This window comes from Desulfuribacillus alkaliarsenatis (genome assembly GCF_001730225.1).
GTDB lineage: Bacteria > Bacillota > Bacilli > Desulfuribacillales > Desulfuribacillaceae > Desulfuribacillus > Desulfuribacillus alkaliarsenatis.
This window is the reverse complement of record NZ_MIJE01000001.1, coordinates 13,059-32,460: the sequence shown is the minus strand read 5'-3', so window position 1 is coordinate 32,460 and position 19,402 is coordinate 13,059. Positions and strand designations below refer to the sequence as shown.

The following is a 19,402-nucleotide window of genomic DNA, read 5'->3' as shown; positions in this document are numbered from 1 at the left end:
ACAGTCATTAATTATAAATCTCTGCTTATTTTAACACAAATATAACACTTAAGTGGATAATTTTTAGAAAATTACAAAGCCGATTAATAATCCTAAAATCAAACCCAAATTGGCAATGTGCGCATGCATTTTATTTGCCTGAGGTATCAATTCGTCATTTACGATATAAAACATAGCCCCTGCAGCGAAAGCTAGTGATCCTCCAATAAATACTGTTGATATATTAAATAATAAGAGTCCTAAAGCAGTACCAACAACAGTCATCATCCCCGCTACAAAGGTAAACAAAATAACCATTAGTGAAGATAAACCTCCAGCTAATAGTGGCCCCGCAACGGCAAGCCCCTCTGGAATATTGTGCAGTGCAATGGCTATAGCAATGGCCATCCCTAGTTCAGGGCTCGACTCCACTCCAGCACCGATTGCTAGTCCCTCAGGCACATTGTGTAATGCGATTCCGAAAAATATCAAGTACCCAGTTCTTAAGAGTGCTTCTTTCGATTCTTCTTTTTCAGGCATGCGTTGCTCATTCTCAACAACTAGTTTATCAGTTGTTGACATATGTGCGTGTGGCATATAAATATCTAATAAATACAATAGGCCACAACCTAGTATAAATCCAACTATCGTCACGGTCATACTACTAAGCTCAAGGGCTTCTGGCATAAGCTCAAAAACAGATATCGCCAGCATAATTCCTCCAGCAAAACCAAGCAAGCCAGCCATCAAACGCTTCCCTGGTGAGCCTAAAACCATAAACACAATTGCACCTAAAACCATAGAAGAACCTGCTAAAAAACTATACAATAAACTCTCGATGTCATCCACCTCCAAAGGAATTATTGTTACTATCTTATCTTAGCATATTACATTAACACTTTAGCAACAAACTTTTTAATGTTATGGCGATAACTAACATAATTCAACAAGTACTGAACATGTGAAAAAGCCCTTACATGTAACTTCATAAGGGCTTACAATATTGATATTAGTTCATTAAACATCCAAGCGGATACTGCATTATTACTTCTGCATTTGTTTCATTATCTCATTTGCATAAACAGCTGCGCCTGTAACAAGTATTCCTTGTATGATATTTTCTGCAGTAAACCCACCTAACAGCCATGCTGTTAGTATTATTCCTACAGGCAACAAAATTAAAGGTATAAATTTACTTGCGATTACATTTGTTCCTTTAATAATACGACCTAAAATCCATAGAGCGACAACAATCGGTAACGCATTGTCCATAATTAAACTCATAATGTCCATTTACCCCACCCTTTCAGCTTTATATATACCTATGCCATAAAAGAACTTGAAATTCCTAGTGGCATCTTATAATTTGCATTGCTAGAAAAATAAAAAGTCTCACGTTTTGTGTGAGACTTCAAGCATTATAACGTTTGGTTTTGGTTAAAGTTTTATATCCCATCTTTCTTCAGTAAAGTTTTTTGCCCATGTATTATTTTCTTTAGTTTCTGTGATTGTAAATCCATATTTTCGATATAAATGTCGAGCTGTGTCCAGTTTGTCTAGTGTCCAAAGAAAAGCATGTTCATAGCCCTTGTCTCGACAAAATTCAATAGCTACATTCATTAATCGCTGACCCAATCCCCGACCGCGCACCTCTGGTTCAAGTAAAAACCATCTGAGTTGAACTGTACTATCGTCTACCATAACTGCCGCTATTGCTCCTACAACTTTGCTATTAGTTTCAGCAATCCAAACTGCTTCTTTTTCTTTATTATGTGTTTGCTGAAACTGACGGATATATTTTTCAACATAGCTGATGAACTCACTACCCAATCCATATTCTTTACCATAGATGTCACGATGCTTATCTACTATATAATCAATATCATTGCTGTCTTTAAAAAATCTAATTGTAATTGGCTCTACACCGTCCAGCAATGCACTACGGATTTGTCGCATAGATTTAGCTAAACTGCGTTGCTCTGCTCTAGTTAAATGATTAATTAGCTTCTGCACCTGACTACTAGACGATGTCTCCAAGGAAGCCAAAATATCTTTGCCGATTTCCGTAAGCTTAAGGTTAACTTTTCGACCATCGGTTGTTGAGCTATGTTTTGCTATAAGTCCTTGTTTATGGAATTGCTTTAAAATTCTACTTAGGTGCCCACGATCTAAATTTAACTTGCTCATTAATTGGTTCGCCGTACACAGCGGATGTTTATTAATCTCATAAAGAATTCTTGACTCTGTCAAGGAGTATTCACTATCTAGCACGTGCCTATTCAGCAAGCCAAGTACATCCGTATAAAATCTATTAAAGCCTCGGATATCATCAATAACGTTCGTTTCAATTCCATGCTCATGCTTAACAATTCTGCCTTGCTCTTTCATAAATCACCACACCCTACAACATCAATTTATTAACGTAATAATATAAGATTTAGTTGACTATGTCAACTAATTTTCATGTCAATTAAATGTGCTCATGTTGTTTTTATGTGATATTTGTGGAGTTTTTCTGTAGTTACTGCAAGATTGAATGATTGCCGATTAGTCCTCATATAACTTTTAGTAATTATAATTATTGGGGTGATATCATGAATTGGGCAATGCAAAGATTGCCTGAGTACTCGTACTTAGCTATCTTATTATTTAGTCTTTTTGCGGGTTTATTAACAACTTTTAATCCATGTATGTGGGCTATGGCATCCTTTAACTACTCCATTAAAGTCCGTTATCGAAATAATTGCAGGCATACGATCCCTCTCTTTTTATTCTAGTACCATTACTTCAAAGGTTAAATAGCATATAAAAAGCCCCACTTATCAAGTGAGACTCCGTTTAATATTTTCTCCACAAACTATCTTGATTGTGAGTTTACTGTTGTTTAAAAATCTACATAGCTAATACTTTCTTCTTTTCTCAGTCATCGTTACGGTATTCATGTGCAATTGGCTTCTAGTCTTTAGTCTCTCCCGCTCAATCATACACATCCTCAAATAATACTTTATGAATAGTTTTTATTCCTTGTGTAGAAAAATCATCAAAGCCCAGTTCGTACAATAACATCATATTTGCCCGTGAGAGTTCGGCTTCAGCTAATTCTAATTTCATTTCGTCACGGATATTTAACAAATTGCGTAAAACAGAGCCTTCTTTGTAAAGGTATGGATCGCTCATTATTTGAACCTAAAGCGAAATGTTTGTACTTTGCTACTAGAGAAGCTTTCATTTCTGCACCCGATATTTCACCTCGCGCCCATTTAGCTGATAGCTTTTGAGCCTGGGAAGATACTTTCACACCTTCTATTTTATTCACAGCATTTTCTAGAGTATATTACACATCCTATGCGATGTGTTTAAGTGTAATCGATGGAATCGGTGTTAATAAATCGTGTCCATTTTCCAGTTGCATATAGCAAAAGTCGATGCATCGCACGCGTACATGCTGTATAAAAGAGTTTGCGCTCACTTTCCCGATGATACATCCTCGAAGAAGCATCATAAATCAGAACTGCATCGAATTCAACTCCCTTCGCTAGGTACGCGGGTATGACCATTGTTCCTTTCTCAAATGTGGGTGTTTGTTTAGTAATAAGTCGCAGCGACGTACATCCTTGTTCAGTCAATAAGTTGAAAGCTTCTCTGCTTTCTGCAGCGGTTTTCGTAATAACAGCAATGGATGCGAAGCCATCCGAATTCAGAGCTTCAATGTCCTTTACCATTCGTACTGTCAACTCCTTACGATTGTCAGCACACGATAGAACTGGCTTCGCACCAGTTCTCTTTATTGGGATAATATCCTCCCCTCCATGTAATAACGACTTAGTGAACTCTACAATTTCCTGGGTTGAACGATAACTACGGAGAAGGCGAAACAAGTTAGTATTAGACTCTCCATATAACTGTATTAGCGGCGAATCTGCTTCGTATAGTTCTGTCGCTTGATAGAATATTGCCTGGTTGAAATCTCCAAGTACAGTCATGCGCGCCCGCGGAAACAGTTTTTTAAGAAATTCATATTGAAACATCGAATAATCCTGACCCTCATCGACGAAAACATGTCGCACCCCAGTATTTGTCCGAATCCCTTCGACGAGCTCTTTCAAATACAGGTACGGTGTCGCGTCTTCATAGAACAATTCAAGCCTGCGAAGCTTTTCTTTAGTTAGAATACATATAGTAGACCATAACTCAGGAACATTTGTCTCATTCGTCATCAATTTGTATGCTTCAAAATTGTCGAACAACTGAGCGTACAGTTCATCTATGTCTATGAACAACATTCGCTTCACGCATCGTTTCAGCGGCTTAAAGTGCTTGTTTACCACCATCTGGAGCAGCAGTTCTTCTTCTCGTTCGGCATAGTCAAAGTCGCCTTCGTCTCGCCGGCGTTTGTTATTCAGTTTCTCTTGAATTTCCTCGTATTGTTCTGCGAAATCAAAGACACCTTTGTCTTTATGCAGTTCGTTAAACACGACTGCTAATTGCTCTTTATCAAGGTAATTGAGCTCATCCTGCACCCAAAGTTTATTTCGCTCCTTACGCTCTAACAATGTAAGTTCCTTCAACAGCCACTCTTGAAGCCTGCTCACTCGATTGGCCAAACTAATCGAAATGTCGTAACTATAAAACTGTGCTTCCATTTGTTTTGCAGTTATCAAATCACGATTTTGGAAACGGATGCTGTTAAATCTCATGCCCTCCTTCCCCAGCCACACTGCATAGTTCTGGATAGCTTTAAGGAACGCAACAGATGCCTTATATTCGATTCCTCTCAACCGTGCCTCATATTCTAATGTGGATTGTTCTAACAGCACATATTCTATCTGATCGAATTGGTCCTCTAGACGTAACGTTGAATCAATTTCATATTCAAGATACTCCTGGAAGGTCGTCTGCTGCATATTTTCTTCACCGAGCTCTGGTAGAACGGTTGATACGTAACTGTTAAACATCGGATTTGGCGAGAAGAGAACGATTTGATCAGCCTTTAGTCGTTCTCGGTGTTTATACAACATATAGGCAACTCTCTGTAGAGCGACAGAGGTCTTTCCGCTTCCTGCTACTCCCTGTACAATAAGCATATGGCTTTTATCGTCACGTATAATAGTGTTTTGCTCCTTTTGTATGCTCGCAACAATGCTTTTCATTTGTGAGCCTGCGCTTTTACCAAGTACCTGTTGCAATAATTCGTCGCCTATAGTTACACTTGTATCAATCACATTTTGAAGTTTGCCATCGCTAATCTGATACTGACGCTTCAACTCCATTGTTCCCGTTATGCGACCGCCAGGCGTATCATAGTATGCATCCCCAGGAGAATGATCATAATACAAACTCGCAATAGGCGTACGCCAATCATAAATCAGAAAATTAAGAAAATCTGTATCAACTAATGATGATACACCAATGTAAACCTGCTCATTAGATCTCATTCCATCTTCACGAAAATCAATGCGTCCGAAATATGGTGATTGCAATAAACGTTTCATACTTTTCCATTGTTGCAATCGCAACTGGTAACTACGCTCCCGTTCTGACAACAACGCCTCTTGTTGTTTGATACTGTAATAGGTCTCCCCGAAATCCTCATCGGTGCTCGTGTTAACAGTCACCTCTTCCCAGAATTTTTTTCTGATTTCCCCTGTTTGATTCTGTAAATCGGCCACTTCTGGCTCTAGTTCGGCGATTCTCTCTTGAATTTTTTCCGTTATCCTATTTAGTCGTTCCTGATCAAGTTTCCAATCTTTGTCCAATATCATTTTCTATAGCACGTCCCCTCAATTAAACTTGAAAAAAAATTTGACATATCACCGCATCTCGTGTTATATTTAAAGAAAGGATATGATAGGATATTCGCGGCATTTGTGAGTGATAGTAGTAATCTTTTTATTTTACCACAGTGTTATTTTGTGCGTAATTTAATATTTTTTTCTTGCAATTTACGGGAGTGTCGCAAAACTACTTAATTTAGTAGTTAGCGATACTCCCTTTAATTTCTCTAGCTATTTTGGGTTTCTGCCAGTTAACAAAAGCATGTCATTAACTAGGCGTTAATTTTTTGACGACATAGCAAATAAACCTATATAATAGGCTATTTCCATGGATATATCTATGCAGTTATTAGCTCATGAAGGTGTTTGCCTACCCTTTTATTTTGTATCTTTGCGTGTAGCTTATTGATGTTGTAGCCTAGGCATAAAAGGATAAACTCATTTTTGACACTTGCTTTTCCGCGCGTTAAAAAGCGATTAAATTGATAGTCGGTTTTTAATACTCCAAAAGCTTGTATAGACCTATTCATTCTGAGTAATATGCCTCGTTCTGAGCTTATGTTTTTGTACGATTCTTGACGTTTTTCTATGAAGGTTTTAGATACATACATTTTGCGGTTACTTACGGATTTTGTACAATTAGTTTTGTAAGGGCAGTCGCTACATTTTTCACACTCATATATAGTTATCTCTGACCTATAACCTGTAACTGATTTTCTGTAGGTAGTTCCAACTGGGGTAAGTTTTTTGTTATTGTGACAAGTGTATTGATCAAGTTCAGAGTCGTATGCCATATTTTCTCTTTTGCTAATGTTGTTTTTGAAGCTTCTTTTTTTGCTCTGCTCATATGTTTGTGGTTTTATGTAGTAGGTATAACCTTTTTCTTCGAGGTAGATGTAATTTTCTTCGCTTTCATAACCAGCGTCTGCAATTATATTTTCATAACGGGTGTTTATTTTGGTTTCCATATCATTAAGTAGCGGAATGAGTGTATTGGTATCACTTCTGTCTTGAAAGATGCCTAGTGTTGTTACGTATTCACTTTCAACACCTATTTGTACATTGTAGGCAGGTTTTAATTGGGAGTTTTGCATATGGTCATCTTTCATTCTCATGAAAGTAGCATCTGTATCTGTTTTGGAGTAGCTATTTCTTCCTTCTAAATATTTTTTATGGGTTATATATTTTTGCTGTCGATTAAAGAAGTCCTGTAGTTGCTCAATAAATTTTTGTAGTTTTGATTTGCGTTTACCAGGACCGTGCACAAAGGTGATTTGCTCATTTTGTCTTTTTGTTTCTAAATATTCAAGCACTGCCTTGAGGTCATCTAAGATATTCTTTTTGGTCACTGTAAAGTCAGTTTCATAGGCATCGTTCATGTCTTTTATTAAAGAGTTAATTCTTAGAAACATTTTTTCTTCGTTTTTAGTCACTACTTTTTTCCATACAAATGTATATCGGTTAGCGTTTGCTTCTATTTTCGTTCCATCTATAAATAGATTTTCATAGCTAATCTCACCAACCTGATGCAAGTGCTCAATGACCTGATAAAAAAGTTCTTCTGCAGCATTATCTAGATATTGCTTTCTAAATCTAGCGATAGTGCTATGATCTGGTGCTGGGTTCCCTTCTAGTAGCCACATAAAGTTAATGTCTCTTTTACACGCTGTTTCTATTTTTCTGCTGGAGTATATGTTGTTCATGTAAGCATAGGTAATTACTTTAAATAGGATTTTAGGTTCGACTGCAGGTTTTCTTCCAGTGGAAGAGTATGTCTGATACAACTTACTAAAATTTAATCCCTCCAATATGTGGCTTAGCAGTCGCACTGAGTCATCCTCAGGTATTACCATTTCTAAATTAAATGGAATAACTAATTGATAACCTCCACTTAATTCTGTATAATTTTTAGTGTGTAATTTAGTTAGTCGCATAACTTAATTATACCACTAACTGCGAGTCCATTGGGCTCGCAGTTAGTATTTCAAGCACAGAAAAAAGGGGCGTTGATAACGAATTTTAATCATTCGTTTTGCAACAGCCCCTTAATAATCAATATTTACTTCATCAATTGGCGCTCAGTGAAACCGTTCTCTTGTGTTCCTGGCCTGTTCCCTAGTGTGTTGTTGGTTGACGTAATAATATTCCCTATTCCTTCTGTTCACTTATTGGTTTTGCTTCGATTATATAACGTTGCGGGGCGTCTCCAACAAAGGAAAATGGGTAACAAGTTGTCAATAATAAGATTTCCTCGTCAATACTAAAATCGATTACTGTTCGATCATCAGCCTCAACGATGTACGTGTGGACAATATTGTATGAAAACGTACCATCAATGGTTTCTATATTCACTTGATCACCTATTAGTAAGCTGCCCAGACTTCTAAAAACAGTATCTCGATGTCCAGATAGAACGATTTGACCTGCTTCCCCTGGCAACTTCGAGCCGACATAATGTCCAACTCCTCTTTTCAGTTGCTCTTTATCAGTACCGAATAAAACAGGCAGTGATTTTTGTAATTTGGGGATTCTTAAAACCCCTAAAATTTCATTCAAATTAAAATCTATTTCTTGTTCTATTAGAGGCTCTACGTCCATCTCATAGTATTCATTGACACTATTGTCAGCTTGAGTATCTATTATTTCATCTTGAAAAGCTTTTCTCTCCGTACTTACGATTTCAATAGCTTCTGATAAAGCAATTGAAACTTGCTTTTCACCATGCCAGATCTTAAAACTGCTATAACATATTGTTAATATGCCTATAATAAACAGTAGTCTTGTTAACCATTTAATTATCATTACTAGCATTACACCCCGCATATGAAAATATCAAAGGGTAACAACCTCAGTTAATCACCCTTTGATATTTAGTTAAGGCTACAAATCTCCTAATCTTTAAACGAGTTCCTTTGAAGCTACTTTTCTTTTTTGCCAAAATGACATGGTTCCTGCTACCACAAGTAATAATGTGCCTACCATTAACAGATTATAGTTATCCCCAGCTGTGTTCGGTAATTGATGACCTGCTTGCGCTTCTTTAGCAATTGCGCTATCATTATTATCTATCACTACTTCTTTTACTGTAAATAGCTTAGGAATCTCCGTCAATGCTGGCTCTAGTTGAGCAGGTGTTGTAAATCCATCTCCTGCTTGCCCGTGTTGGTTAGCCCCCCATGCTACTACGGTTCCATCGTTAAGTAGTGCTACTACGTGATTGTTTCTAGATGCAATTTGAATTACTCCTTCTAGGTAATCACCTTCTGTAAATTCAATATTGACAACTCTCACAGGCACTATAGAGAATGCTTCTGCTGGATCTGTTGAAACTTGATCTGCAGCACCTAAACGACCGTGACCGTTATCGCCCCACGTCCATGCTGAACCATCATCTAAAATTGCAAAGGAGAAATTCCCACCGACTCCAAGTTTTTTTGGTGCTAAATCTGTTATTGGTTGCACTAATACTGGTGTTGATCTATCCTCAGTATCACCTATTCCTAACTGACCTCTATGGTTATTTCCCCATCCAAATACCTGGCCCTTATTATCGATAGCAAAACTATGCTCATTTCCTGCGATAATTGTTTTAATATTTTGTAATGAAGCAAGCTCAACTGGTGACCATTCTCCATCTTCCTTATTAACTCCTACTGTTCCGTTCCCAATCTTACCAAGTTTAGTTTCTCCCCATGCCCAAACAGTTCCGTTCTCTTTTAATGCTAGCACATGACCATTACCTACTGCTAATGATACTACATTAGTTAATCCTTCAATTTGTGTAGGTACTAAGATATTTTCTGAAATCTCACCTTGACCTAGGCGCCCATTTTCTTGTAGCCCCCATGAATATACTGTTCCATCAGTTTTTACTACCATTGAGAAGTTATTTCCTGCGTATATTTCTTTTACGTTGTCTAACCCACTAATCTGTACTGGAGAAATAAAGTGTGGTTCAGTATGTCCTTGACCTAATTGTCCCATATTATTTCTTCCCCAACCCCATACTGTACCGTCATTTTTTAATGCAATGATATGATCACTACCAGTAGCTAACGTCTTTACATTTGTGAAATTAGGGATTTTTTCTGGAATAACCGCTCTACCTTCATCGCTAAGATCGTCCCTGCCTATTCCAAGTTTACCATGCTGATTAACACCCCATGAATAAACTTCTCCCTCTGCAGTTACCGCATAGGAGTTGTTATTCGCTACATATACAGCAGCTGAGCCAATATCTCCATTAGCAAATACACTAGAAAGTGGTGATATAGTGATTGCTAATATTAAAGCTATAGTTACCATAAACATACACTTCTTTTTGAAAACAATATTCATTCTCATTATAATAATTCACTCCTATATTTTTTTATAATTAGTTGTATAATGCCTCAACTTCACTTAATAGTTGTAATGCGTCTTCGTTTTTCTTTAAGCTAATTAATTCTGAAATGATCTTCCTTAGTACAACAGCTTTTTCATAAGGATCTACCATTTCTTGTGTAATGAGCTTTGATTTGTCTAATAACTGAAGGGCTTCATCATGCAGCTTATTTTTAATCATATTTTTAGCTACACGTATATAGCCTTCCACTTTGTAAAAAGGGCGTTTAATAATATCTGCAGTTTCTATACCATTCTCATATTTAAAGCTTTGACCAAAATTTCTGGAAATCTCGCTTAAGACAGCCCACTTCTCTTCATTTTCTTCAATAGTAGCGGCTACATCTACGCCTTTTAACAAGTATTCATATGCTTTTTCGCGTTCTCCTTTCTCTGCTAACTCTCCACCAAGCATAGCTAATACTTGTGCTATTTGAATTGGGCTAGAAATGTTATTTGTTAAAGAGAAGGCTCTATTAAAGGACTCAAGTGCCTTTTCTTTTTCTTTAACATCAATAAGATTAGCGCCTACCTCGTTATAAAGAATTGCTTGATTGTATGAATCATCTAATGTTGCTATAAGCTCATAAGCTTCATTCACTAAGCCAACCCCTCTAGAATATTCAATATGTCTGAAGCTAGCTCCACTTCCTGTAAGTAATTCAACTTTTACATATGGGTCTTCAATGTTGTTAGCAATCTCTACAGCTTTAGCTAATAATTTTTCAGCTAACGTCATTTTGCCTGCTTTTGCAGATTTATTAACTAACTTCCAAGTCGTTTTTACATACACCTCTTGGTCTGTAATTTTTTCTAAATATTCTATTGCTTTGTCAAAATCATCGACTGATGCAAATTCGTTTGCAAGATGGGCATACATATTCTCCTGCTCTTTTTTGTCAGTCAACAGTTCAGTTTCAATAACCGCTTTGTCAAATAGTCTAGCAGCCTTTTCTTGTTTGCCTAATTTAGAGTACTGATTTGCCAATTCTGCTGTTATTTTTACTTTTTGCTTTACTTCTGTAATGACCATTGATACATCTCCTTTATGCTGTTAGTAAAATCTTTTATTATTTGTAGCTTCCCTTCAGAATCAGGACCTAACTCCATTCTGATAGAAGGCAATACTAGTTTCCCATTTTGTTGCCTTGCTCTTTCTTCGAACATATCAACAACCACACAATAGTTAGGATAAGCGAAATCTCCAGAGCCAAAAACACCGACAATTTTACCCGTTAAATCATACTTGCTTAATAGTTCATAGGTTTTTTCAGCTTCGAAAGGTAAAATCCCGTCTCCCCAGGTATATGCCCCAAAAAGCAGAATCTCGTAATCTTCCAACATAAAGTCAGCTTCACAATCAATATATTCCATTAAATAAATATCAACTTGAAATTCATACAGTTGTTTTTTTATCTCATTTCCAATTGCCTCGGTATTACCAGTCATACTCGCTAAAAACATACCAATCTTTTTCATAGACCATTACTCCTACTAAACTGCCACAGGTTCTTTTGTTTTTGTGAGGGAATAAGGGATACATAAAGGCATTTTGTGAATTGGATCTAGAATGACTTCTGCTTCTAGTCCAAATACGTTTGAGAGCATTTCTTTTGTAATCACATCTTTAGGACTCCCTTCGTACGCTAATTCTCCTTTCGAGATGGCTATTACATATTGTGAAAATCTAGCAGCATGATTCAAATCATGAACAACCATAATAATAGTTTTCTTTTGTAGCTGATTCAGTTCTTCTAGTAATTGTAAAACTTCAATCTGGTGTGCTAAGTCTAGATACGTGGTAGGCTCATCTAGTAACATATAGTCTGTTCCTTGGGCTAATGCCATCGCTATCCATGCCCTTTGCCTTTGACCGCCGGATAGAGAATTAATTGGTCGATCAACAAACTCCTCTAAATTAGTAACTCTGATAGCCCAACTTATCATCTCTAAATCCTCTTTGCTCTGAATTCCAAAGCCTTTCTGGTACGGGTACCTTCCATAGGACACTAATTCTTCGACGGTCAAACCATCAGGTGCATCTGGACTTTGTGGTAGAAATGATAGTTTTTGAGCTACTTTCTTCGTAGGAATTGTTTGTATTTCTTTACCGTCCAAAAATACATGCCCATTTGTTGGTTTTAATACTCGAACTAATGATTTTAAAATCGTAGATTTGCCAGATCCATTAGGACCAATTAATGCTGTTATCTTTCCTTCAGGTATATTAATATCTAAGTTTTTAATAATTGTGTCCTCATGGTAACTCAGACTAAGTGATTGTGTTTGAATCGCACTCATTTTTTACCCCTCTTTACTTTGTTTTAATTAGTAAGTATAGAAAATATGGTGCTCCTATACCTGCAACTACAACTCCTACTGGAATTTCTACTGGATGTACCAAAATTCTACCTATCATGTCAGCTATTAGTACAAGAATCCCTCCTGACAATGCTGCCGTTGGAACCATAATCTTATGATTCACACCAACTAGTTGTCTAGCAAGATGCGGTGCAATTAAGCCGACAAATCCTATAGAACCGGCAACAGACACACATACTGCCGCTAAAGCTACAGCTATAGTAATTAGAATAATTCTTTCCTTTGTAACGTAAGCTCCAACACCAGTAGCTACTAGTTCGCCTAAATTCATAACATTAAGTGTTCTTGCTTTATAGATTGCTAGAGGAAGTAAGAAGCTTAGCCATACAAAACTAATCCCAACATAGGCCCAGTTAGTTCCCCATATACTTCCTGTTAACCAGATTTTCACGAACTCATATTGATAAGAACCCATATAATAGGTTGAAAACAGCATAAGTGCACCAATTCCTGAACCTACAGCTACACCCATTAGAACTAATCGTATCGGATCTACAGTGCCCCTCTTTAGACTTAGGACAAATACTATGGCAGCCGTAATCGCTGCGCCTAAAAAAGCGAATATTGGTAACGCAAAAGCTGAAGCCATGCCAATTCTTTCGTGAAATAACGATATATATAATACAACTGCAAATCCAGCGCCTGCATTAAGACCAAGTATTCCTGGGTCGGCTAATCCATTTTGAGATACTCCTTGCATAATTGCTCCCGATACAGCGAATCCTGCCCCTACTAAAACTGCAATAACAATTCTAGGAAGTCTAGCGTCGAAGATTACAAAATTTTGTTCAAAGGTTCCAAGCCCTACTAACGTTCGAAGTATATCTTGAACTGGAATTCTTGTGTAACCCATATTGATACTAATAAACATAGATACTAGTGTTATTGATAGTAATATTAAAATCATAAACAAAGGATTCATTCGTTTTCCCTTTGGTTTGACCACTGACAGAACTTTCATTATAATCCCACCTTCTTATTTCCTCGTGCTAAATAGATGAAGAATGGAACGCCGATCATTGCCGTTAAGACACCTACTGGCGTTTCAAACGGTGGATTTACCATTCTTGAAGCCATATCAGCTACGACCAAAAGAAGTCCACCTAATAACGCAGAGCAAGGGATAACCCAGCGATAATCTACACCTATTAAAAATCTAGTCATATGCGGAATTACTAAGCCTATAAAGCCAATTGGTCCTGATACGGACACTGCTGCTCCAACTAATATGAATACAGATAATGCAGCTATAGCTTTGATCCACTTTATTTTCTGACCGAGTCCTGCTGCTACCTCGTCTCCTAAGCTTAATAGTGTCAGCTGCCTTGCGATTACCATTGCTAATAAAAGCCCCGCGATAGACCATGGTAAGATTGTTTTTACCTCGAACCATTTGACTCCAGCTACGCCAGCAGCATACCAATACATGACATTCGTCATGACACCGTAGTAAATTTCGATTCCTTTAGATAATGAACTTAATAATCCTCCGACTGCTGCACCTGCCAATGCGAATTTAACATGTGCATATCTACCACGTGATTGGAACGATGCTGCTGTTCCCACACTATAAACAATCATAGTTCCAAAGGCTGAGCCTACTAGAGAAACAAGGATTAGTTGATGGTATTTAAAATCTGGAAAAAAAGCAAAAGCTATAATGACACCAAAACCTGCACCGGCAGATACACCCATTAGTCCAGGGCTCGCTAATGGATTACGTGTTACCCCTTGCATAATTGCGCCCGCTACAGCAAAGCAAGCTCCTATAAAAAATGCCATTACGGCTCTTGGCAGTCGTAGTTCCATAACCGTATAGTGTTTGACATTTGTTTCATCATAACTAACGATTGATTGAACCACCGTTCTGACATCTATATCTGCTGCACCCACCATGATAGACGCTAGCATTCCGACAACAATGCCAATTAGAGAAAGAATAATAAGTAAAGTCCTTTGAAATGTTCTATTTTTGTTTTTTTCCTTATTGAAAAGGGTTTGCTTAATCTCGCCATCCTTGTTCGCAATTAATGGTACTCCCATTCTGTTCTGCATCTCCTTTAACTTACATTCTTACTGATTATAGTTTCACTTTCAGGGCTGTTCTCATCTAAGTTTTGTATTATAAACAATTGATAATAACTACCTTTTTGCTCCATCAACTGTTCATGAGTTCCTTTTTCAACTATTTGCCCACCATCCATCACTATAATCGTATCTGCGTGTGTAATAGTAGCTAACCGATGTGCTACAATAATTGTTGTTCTATCTCTTGACAGCTCGTTAATTGAATGCTGAACATGTTTTTCCGTCTCTAAATCTAGAGCAGATGTTGCCTCATCTAAAATTATGATCTGCGGTTTTTTCAGGAACAACCTAGCGATTGCAATTCTTTGTCTTTGACCACCTGAAAGTTTTACACCTCTCTCGCCAATTTCAGTATCATAGCCTTCTGGAAGATTCTCAATAAAGTCATGAGCTAACGCTTTTTTAGCAGCGAATATCATTTCTTGTTCACTAGCTTTGGGATTGCCCATCATAATATTTTCTCGAATTGAATGACTAAATAAAACCGGTTCTTGAAGTACCATGCCAATTTGCTTACGCAAGCATGAAATGCTATAATCTCGCACATCAATACCATCAATAGTAATAGCTCCTTGGTATACATCAAAAAATCTTGGGATTAGACTTATAAACGATGATTTACCACCGCCACTTGCCCCAACAAGTGCAACTGTTTCACCTTGGCGGATATCGATATTAATATCTTTTAATACGGATTCACTCTTGTTGCCATATTGAAAGCTGACGTCCTTAAATGAGATGTTTCCTACTACTTTTTCTACCTGTACTGCGTCTGCTTTTTCTTGTAAATCGTATGGTTCTTTCATTAACTCGACAACCCTATCCATTGCGGCCAGTGATTGTGTAAGATGTGTAGTTGAATTTATCAGCCTTCTTAATGGGTTGTAAATTCTTTCAGCGTATACATAAAAGGCTAACAATGCACCTAATGTAAGATTGCCCAAAATAACCTGATAGCCCCCAAAGGCAATGATTAGTAGTGGTGCTATATCAGTTATTGTATTTACGATTGATTGTGTTTTGGCTTCATAACTAACTACACCTAGTGCTCTATTGTGAAAAAACGTATTTTGGTTGTCAAATACTTTTTCCTCGTGTTTTTCTAATGCAAAACTTTTTACAACACTAATCCCTTGAATCCGTTCGCTAAGGTGAGCATGTACTTCTGCTAGCGCTTTAGATCGTTGTTTACTTAGATCTCTAAATTTGCTGAAAAAATAACGCATTGCTACGGCATAGAACGGTAAAATTAGTAACGATACAAATGTTAGCTGAATATTTAACTTAAGCATAACTGCCACAGCTATAATAATTGCTACTATATCTAGCCATAAATTGATTAAACCAGTTGTTACAAAGTGCTTCGTATGTTCTACATCGTGAACAACTCGGGAAACTACTTCCCCAGATCGCTTTTCGTGATAAAACCGTAGGGATAGTTTCTGTAAATGTTCAAATAAATTTTTCCGAATATCATACAATATCTTGTTACCAATCCATTGCGTCACATATGTGCTATAGTATTCTACTGGCACTCTTAGAATTGTATATATCAAGAAACTGCCTAGCATGATTACAACCAAGAGATACACTTTTTGATCTACTACCATTTCGTTGTTGCCAATTATATTGTCAACGATGTACATCATAATAATTGGCAGCAACATCGGAATAGCATTTCTCACAAATCCTAGAACTATAGCTATAAAAATTTTAAATTTATATGGGCTTACGAATCTTAAAAAATATTTTATGCTCTCCATTATTTAAGCAACCCATCCAAAATCCCATCGACGATTAGGTTATATAGAACTAAACTTTTTCCAGCTCTACTATCATTTAAATCTCCTAACAAATGTACATTTCCATTCTGGACGGCTTTCGTATTCTTCCAGATTGGATTTTGTTGCATTTCTTTAATTACATCTTGATTTTCTTTTTTTGCCGTATCTAGTAGAAATATGTGGTCAACTTCAAACTCTGGCAGCTTTTCTAAAGCAATTGGTAATTCAGCTACATTTGTCGGTGTTATAGATGGTGGTCTTAAACCTAGCCCCCCATAAGCTATTTTGCCGATATGACTGTTAGTGCCAAATAGACGTGATTCTTTGTGGTGGACTCTCATAAAGAGTACTGTTTCGCCGTTATTAAGTTTTGTAGCAATGTCTTGTTTCCCTTTACTTAATCGATTGTCAAACTCTTTCAAACGAGCCTTGGCTACGTCTTCTCTACCAACTACTTCAGCTATATATTTATAAATTTCTCGCCAGTCAGCTTCCATGTCTTGCAGTAAAACAGTAGGTGCAATTTTACTTAATGATCCATATGCTTTTGAATTATGCTTTTCTACGCCCAAAATCAAATCCGGTCTTAATGATAGAATCATTTCTACGCTTGGCGAATGAAAGTGACCAATATATGTCGTTCCAGGCATTCTGTTATGAAGCCAATCAACCTCTCGCCCACCTGCACCACTTATTGATCCAATTGGAGTAATACCTAAAGAGATTAAATGATCCGCATGCTGGGCAGAAAGTACAACGATTCGCTCTGGTTTAGCAGGTACTTCCAATGACCCCATTGCGTGCTGAATAATTCTCGTCTTCGGTTGTTGTGTTGTGCTTACATTCGTATTTGGACTAGTGTTGCTGACATTATTACCGTTATTGTTGGTAGTCGTTTCAGCATTTGTATCGCCTATTGCTTGAGTATCTGATAATTCTTGAGCCTCTGTTCCTGACTTTTCAATGTCTTCGTTATTACTTACTTCTTCTGTTGCTTCTTCAATTATCTTCTCTGATACAACTGTTTCATCTGCAACATCTTCGTTCGGCAGTAGAACAGAAGTCTGTTTATTAGCACATGCCCCTAATATAAGGACGGTAGTTAATAACACAATTAAAAATATTATTTTTTTCATTAATTTACCCCCATAACATGTTTTGATATTTCATTGAGAATTTTTGTATAATGACGAACGCATCTACCTTCGTTACCATCTTTTAAGCTTCCAAACCGATAGACCTGATCATTCTTAACACAACTTAAATCATTCCATAGAGAAGATTTTTCTATTTCTTTAAAAATCTCTTCTTGTTTAACTCCAACTGTATTAAATAAGAACAAGATATCTGGGTTAATGGATGCAATGCTATCTAACTTATGTGGAAACATATACTTGTATCCAATATATTTATCTTCAATATGCAGTGGGCTTGGTTTTCGTAGACCAATTTGTTGGTATAGAATTTTTCCAAGGTGGCTATCGAAATTATGAACTTGAAGACCCTCTTTTTTCCACACATTTGCCAACAATACGGTTTTATTAGCAAAAAATGTTTTGAAATGTGGTTTATTCATATTGATTTGTTCATCTAATTCATCTAGTTTTTGTCGTGCAATCTGTTCCTTGTTAAGAATGTGACTGAGAAACAGAAGGATTTTTTTCCAATCAACGCTTAGATCTTTAATCAATATTGTAGGTGCCAGATTATCTAATGCTTTGAATAGATGAATATGCTTTTTTGCTTCGCCTAAAATCAAGTCTGGTTTTAGTTCTTTTATTATGTCTAACTGTGGTAATTTGCTTGTTCCAACACTTATTACTTTTTGTTGGGCGGGAATAACACAGTCATCAAGTGTTGTTCCATTGTCATCTTCACTTACAACGCCAATAGGTATACTATCTAACGTTAGTAAATAATCGACAAAATGTGGTGCCAAAACTATTATTCTCTTAAAGCCCGAATGGTTAAGATTACTTATCGGTTGACCAATGTAACGAACTTCTTGCTTAAACAATCTTTTGCACCTCCTTACTCTCACTCGATATTGCATGAAATAGGTGTTGGATAATTTGGTTGTAAAGAATTAAACCTTTGCCTTCAATCCCATCTTTAAGTCCTGGCAAATAATGTATTTGAGGTGGGTGCTTTTGCTTATCATGATCAAAGTACTGTTGTATGTGAATTCGCTGTGGATTTGCCGTATCTGTTAAAATAAACAGTTCATCAACTGAAGTTTGCATAATATCATTGATACTAAGTGTAATTAAAGGTTTTTCTATCGATTCATAATCATAACCAGCATACGGTAATTGAATTTCTTCGTATAATATCTTGCCTAAATGGCTTTTATGAGAGTAGACCCTAAAGAGATTTCGCTTCCAATGATTTGCGAATAAGATGTTTTTTGAAAACAGAGTTTTATTTTTGAAATTTTTTATGTCGTTAATTTTTTGTTTGAACAGTTCTAGCTCTTTAGCTACTACAGACTGGCGCCCAAACATATTTCCAATTATTTTAAACACTAGTTGCCAATCAACTGTTAAATCTTTAAATAGGAACGTAGGTGCAATAGAAGAAAGTTTATTAAGATAAAATAAGTGCTTTTTCCCCTCACCTATAATAATGTCTGGTTTTAAAGAGGCAATCGCCTCCAAATTTAACTCTATAGAACTGCCGATTACCATGCTGTTCGTCAAATATTTTTTTAGATAACCATGAAATTCTGTTTCATAATCATTTACCTTAACTGTGCCAACAGGCACAATTTTTAGCGATAGTAAATGGTCCGTTATATGAGGCATTAAACTGACCACTCTAGGTTCATCTGGTAATGAAAATTTACTTTTATGAAGTGAATAGTATTCAAGTTGCATTTAAGCTCTCCTGATAATAATTATTATTTTCATTTAGAATTATAAAATATAATTGTGAGAAATTTGTTAGCAATTTGTTAGAAAAGTGTGAGTTTGTGATAAATAAAAAAAGTCCCATATATAAGCAAAAAACTGT

The 19,402-nt window shown here is 36.7% G+C and carries 18 protein-coding genes; all 18 read right to left on the bottom strand.

Features of this window, described 5'->3' with window-relative positions:
- Positions 1–63: 63 nt before the first annotated feature.
- Complete coding sequence (locus BHF68_RS00140) at positions 64–819, bottom strand: ZIP family metal transporter (protein WP_084019172.1); 756 nt, start codon at positions 817–819, stop codon at positions 64–66.
- A 204-nt stretch (positions 820–1,023) separates the two neighbouring features.
- Positions 1,024–1,272, bottom strand: coding sequence for a phage holin family protein (locus BHF68_RS00135; RefSeq protein WP_069641629.1), 249 nt, complete (start codon positions 1,270–1,272; stop codon positions 1,024–1,026).
- A 144-nt stretch (positions 1,273–1,416) separates the two neighbouring features.
- Positions 1,417–2,367, bottom strand: a complete 951-nt coding sequence (locus BHF68_RS00130) for a bifunctional helix-turn-helix transcriptional regulator/GNAT family N-acetyltransferase (RefSeq protein ID WP_069641628.1) — start codon at positions 2,365–2,367, stop codon at positions 1,417–1,419.
- Between the two features lie 588 nt (positions 2,368–2,955).
- Positions 2,956–3,156: a hypothetical protein gene (locus tag BHF68_RS00125; protein WP_069641627.1), complete on the bottom strand. Its 201-nt coding sequence runs from the start codon at positions 3,154–3,156 to the stop codon at positions 2,956–2,958.
- Entirely contained in the window at positions 3,095–3,295 is a 201-nt protein-coding gene (locus BHF68_RS15745) for an antitoxin VbhA family protein (protein ID WP_084019083.1), read from the bottom strand. Before BHF68_RS15745 ends, BHF68_RS00125 begins: the two co-directional genes overlap by 62 nt.
- Positions 3,296–3,335: 40 nt before the next feature.
- Positions 3,336–5,741 carry an RNA polymerase recycling motor HelD gene (helD, locus tag BHF68_RS00120; RefSeq protein WP_069641626.1) on the bottom strand — a complete coding sequence of 802 codons (2,406 nt, stop codon included), beginning with the start codon at positions 5,739–5,741 and terminating at the stop codon, positions 3,336–3,338.
- A gap of 350 nt (positions 5,742–6,091) precedes the next feature.
- On the bottom strand, positions 6,092–7,687 hold the full coding sequence (locus BHF68_RS00115; RefSeq protein ID WP_069641625.1) for an IS1182 family transposase: 1,596 nt from the start codon (positions 7,685–7,687) through the stop codon (positions 6,092–6,094).
- 214 nt (positions 7,688–7,901) lie between these two features.
- Positions 7,902–8,555, bottom strand: coding sequence for a class D sortase, LPxTATN-specific (gene srtD / locus BHF68_RS00110; RefSeq protein WP_069641624.1), 654 nt, complete (start codon positions 8,553–8,555; stop codon positions 7,902–7,904).
- Between the two features lie 96 nt (positions 8,556–8,651).
- Positions 8,652–10,097 (bottom strand): RCC1 domain-containing protein, encoded by a 1,446-nt coding sequence (locus BHF68_RS00105; RefSeq protein WP_069641623.1) that lies wholly within the window; start codon positions 10,095–10,097, stop codon positions 8,652–8,654.
- A 31-nt stretch (positions 10,098–10,128) separates the two neighbouring features.
- A complete protein-coding gene (locus BHF68_RS00100) occupies positions 10,129–11,169 on the bottom strand; it encodes a tetratricopeptide repeat protein (protein WP_069641622.1) in 1,041 nt (346 codons plus the stop codon).
- Positions 11,151–11,615 (bottom strand): flavodoxin domain-containing protein, encoded by a 465-nt coding sequence (locus tag BHF68_RS00095; protein WP_069641621.1) that lies wholly within the window; start codon positions 11,613–11,615, stop codon positions 11,151–11,153. Before BHF68_RS00095 ends, BHF68_RS00100 begins: the two co-directional genes overlap by 19 nt.
- Before the next feature lie 15 nt (positions 11,616–11,630).
- Positions 11,631–12,437, bottom strand: coding sequence for an ABC transporter ATP-binding protein (locus BHF68_RS00090; RefSeq protein WP_069641620.1), 807 nt, complete (start codon positions 12,435–12,437; stop codon positions 11,631–11,633).
- A 13-nt stretch (positions 12,438–12,450) separates the two neighbouring features.
- A complete protein-coding gene (locus BHF68_RS00085; RefSeq protein WP_069641619.1) occupies positions 12,451–13,479 on the bottom strand; it encodes a FecCD family ABC transporter permease in 1,029 nt (342 codons plus the stop codon).
- Complete coding sequence (locus BHF68_RS00080) at positions 13,479–14,561, bottom strand: FecCD family ABC transporter permease (RefSeq protein WP_069641618.1); 1,083 nt, start codon at positions 14,559–14,561, stop codon at positions 13,479–13,481. Before BHF68_RS00080 ends, BHF68_RS00085 begins: the two co-directional genes overlap by 1 nt.
- Before the next feature lie 17 nt (positions 14,562–14,578).
- Positions 14,579–16,369 (bottom strand): ABC transporter ATP-binding protein, encoded by a 1,791-nt coding sequence (locus tag BHF68_RS00075; protein WP_069641617.1) that lies wholly within the window; start codon positions 16,367–16,369, stop codon positions 14,579–14,581.
- Positions 16,369–17,526: an ABC transporter substrate-binding protein gene (locus tag BHF68_RS00070; RefSeq protein ID WP_069641616.1), complete on the bottom strand. Its 1,158-nt coding sequence runs from the start codon at positions 17,524–17,526 to the stop codon at positions 16,369–16,371. Before BHF68_RS00070 ends, BHF68_RS00075 begins: the two co-directional genes overlap by 1 nt.
- On the bottom strand, positions 17,526–18,407 hold the full coding sequence (locus BHF68_RS00065; RefSeq protein WP_069641615.1) for an ABC transporter substrate-binding protein: 882 nt from the start codon (positions 18,405–18,407) through the stop codon (positions 17,526–17,528). Before BHF68_RS00065 ends, BHF68_RS00070 begins: the two co-directional genes overlap by 1 nt.
- Complete coding sequence (locus tag BHF68_RS00060; RefSeq protein ID WP_069641614.1) at positions 18,400–19,266, bottom strand: ABC transporter substrate-binding protein; 867 nt, start codon at positions 19,264–19,266, stop codon at positions 18,400–18,402. Before BHF68_RS00060 ends, BHF68_RS00065 begins: the two co-directional genes overlap by 8 nt.
- Between the last annotated feature and the right edge of the window lie 136 nt (positions 19,267–19,402).

Excerpts from the sequence above, each read along its gene's own strand:
- BHF68_RS00135 (WP_069641629.1), bottom strand. The coding sequence starts at position 1,272 with ATGGACATTATGAGTTTAATTATGGACAATGCGTTACCGATTGTTGTC.
- BHF68_RS00130 (WP_069641628.1), bottom strand. The coding sequence starts at position 2,367 with ATGAAAGAGCAAGGCAGAATTGTTAAGCATGAGCATGGAATTGAAACG.
- BHF68_RS00125 (WP_069641627.1), bottom strand. The coding sequence starts at position 3,156 with ATGAGCGATCCATACCTTTACAAAGAAGGCTCTGTTTTACGCAATTTG.
- helD (WP_069641626.1), bottom strand. The coding sequence starts at position 5,741 with ATGATATTGGACAAAGATTGGAAACTTGATCAGGAACGACTAAATAGG.
- BHF68_RS00115 (WP_069641625.1), bottom strand. The coding sequence starts at position 7,687 with ATGCGACTAACTAAATTACACACTAAAAATTATACAGAATTAAGTGGA.
- srtD (WP_069641624.1), bottom strand. The coding sequence starts at position 8,555 with ATGATAATTAAATGGTTAACAAGACTACTGTTTATTATAGGCATATTA.
- BHF68_RS00105 (WP_069641623.1), bottom strand. The coding sequence starts at position 10,097 with ATGAGAATGAATATTGTTTTCAAAAAGAAGTGTATGTTTATGGTAACT.
- BHF68_RS00100 (WP_069641622.1), bottom strand. The coding sequence starts at position 11,169 with ATGGTCATTACAGAAGTAAAGCAAAAAGTAAAAATAACAGCAGAATTG.
- BHF68_RS00095 (WP_069641621.1), bottom strand. The coding sequence starts at position 11,615 with ATGAAAAAGATTGGTATGTTTTTAGCGAGTATGACTGGTAATACCGAG.
- BHF68_RS00090 (WP_069641620.1), bottom strand. The coding sequence starts at position 12,437 with ATGAGTGCGATTCAAACACAATCACTTAGTCTGAGTTACCATGAGGAC.
- BHF68_RS00085 (WP_069641619.1), bottom strand. The coding sequence starts at position 13,479 with ATGAAAGTTCTGTCAGTGGTCAAACCAAAGGGAAAACGAATGAATCCT.
- BHF68_RS00080 (WP_069641618.1), bottom strand. The coding sequence starts at position 14,561 with ATGGGAGTACCATTAATTGCGAACAAGGATGGCGAGATTAAGCAAACC.
- BHF68_RS00075 (WP_069641617.1), bottom strand. The coding sequence starts at position 16,369 with ATGGAGAGCATAAAATATTTTTTAAGATTCGTAAGCCCATATAAATTT.
- BHF68_RS00070 (WP_069641616.1), bottom strand. The coding sequence starts at position 17,526 with ATGAAAAAAATAATATTTTTAATTGTGTTATTAACTACCGTCCTTATA.
- BHF68_RS00060 (WP_069641614.1), bottom strand. The coding sequence starts at position 19,266 with ATGCAACTTGAATACTATTCACTTCATAAAAGTAAATTTTCATTACCA.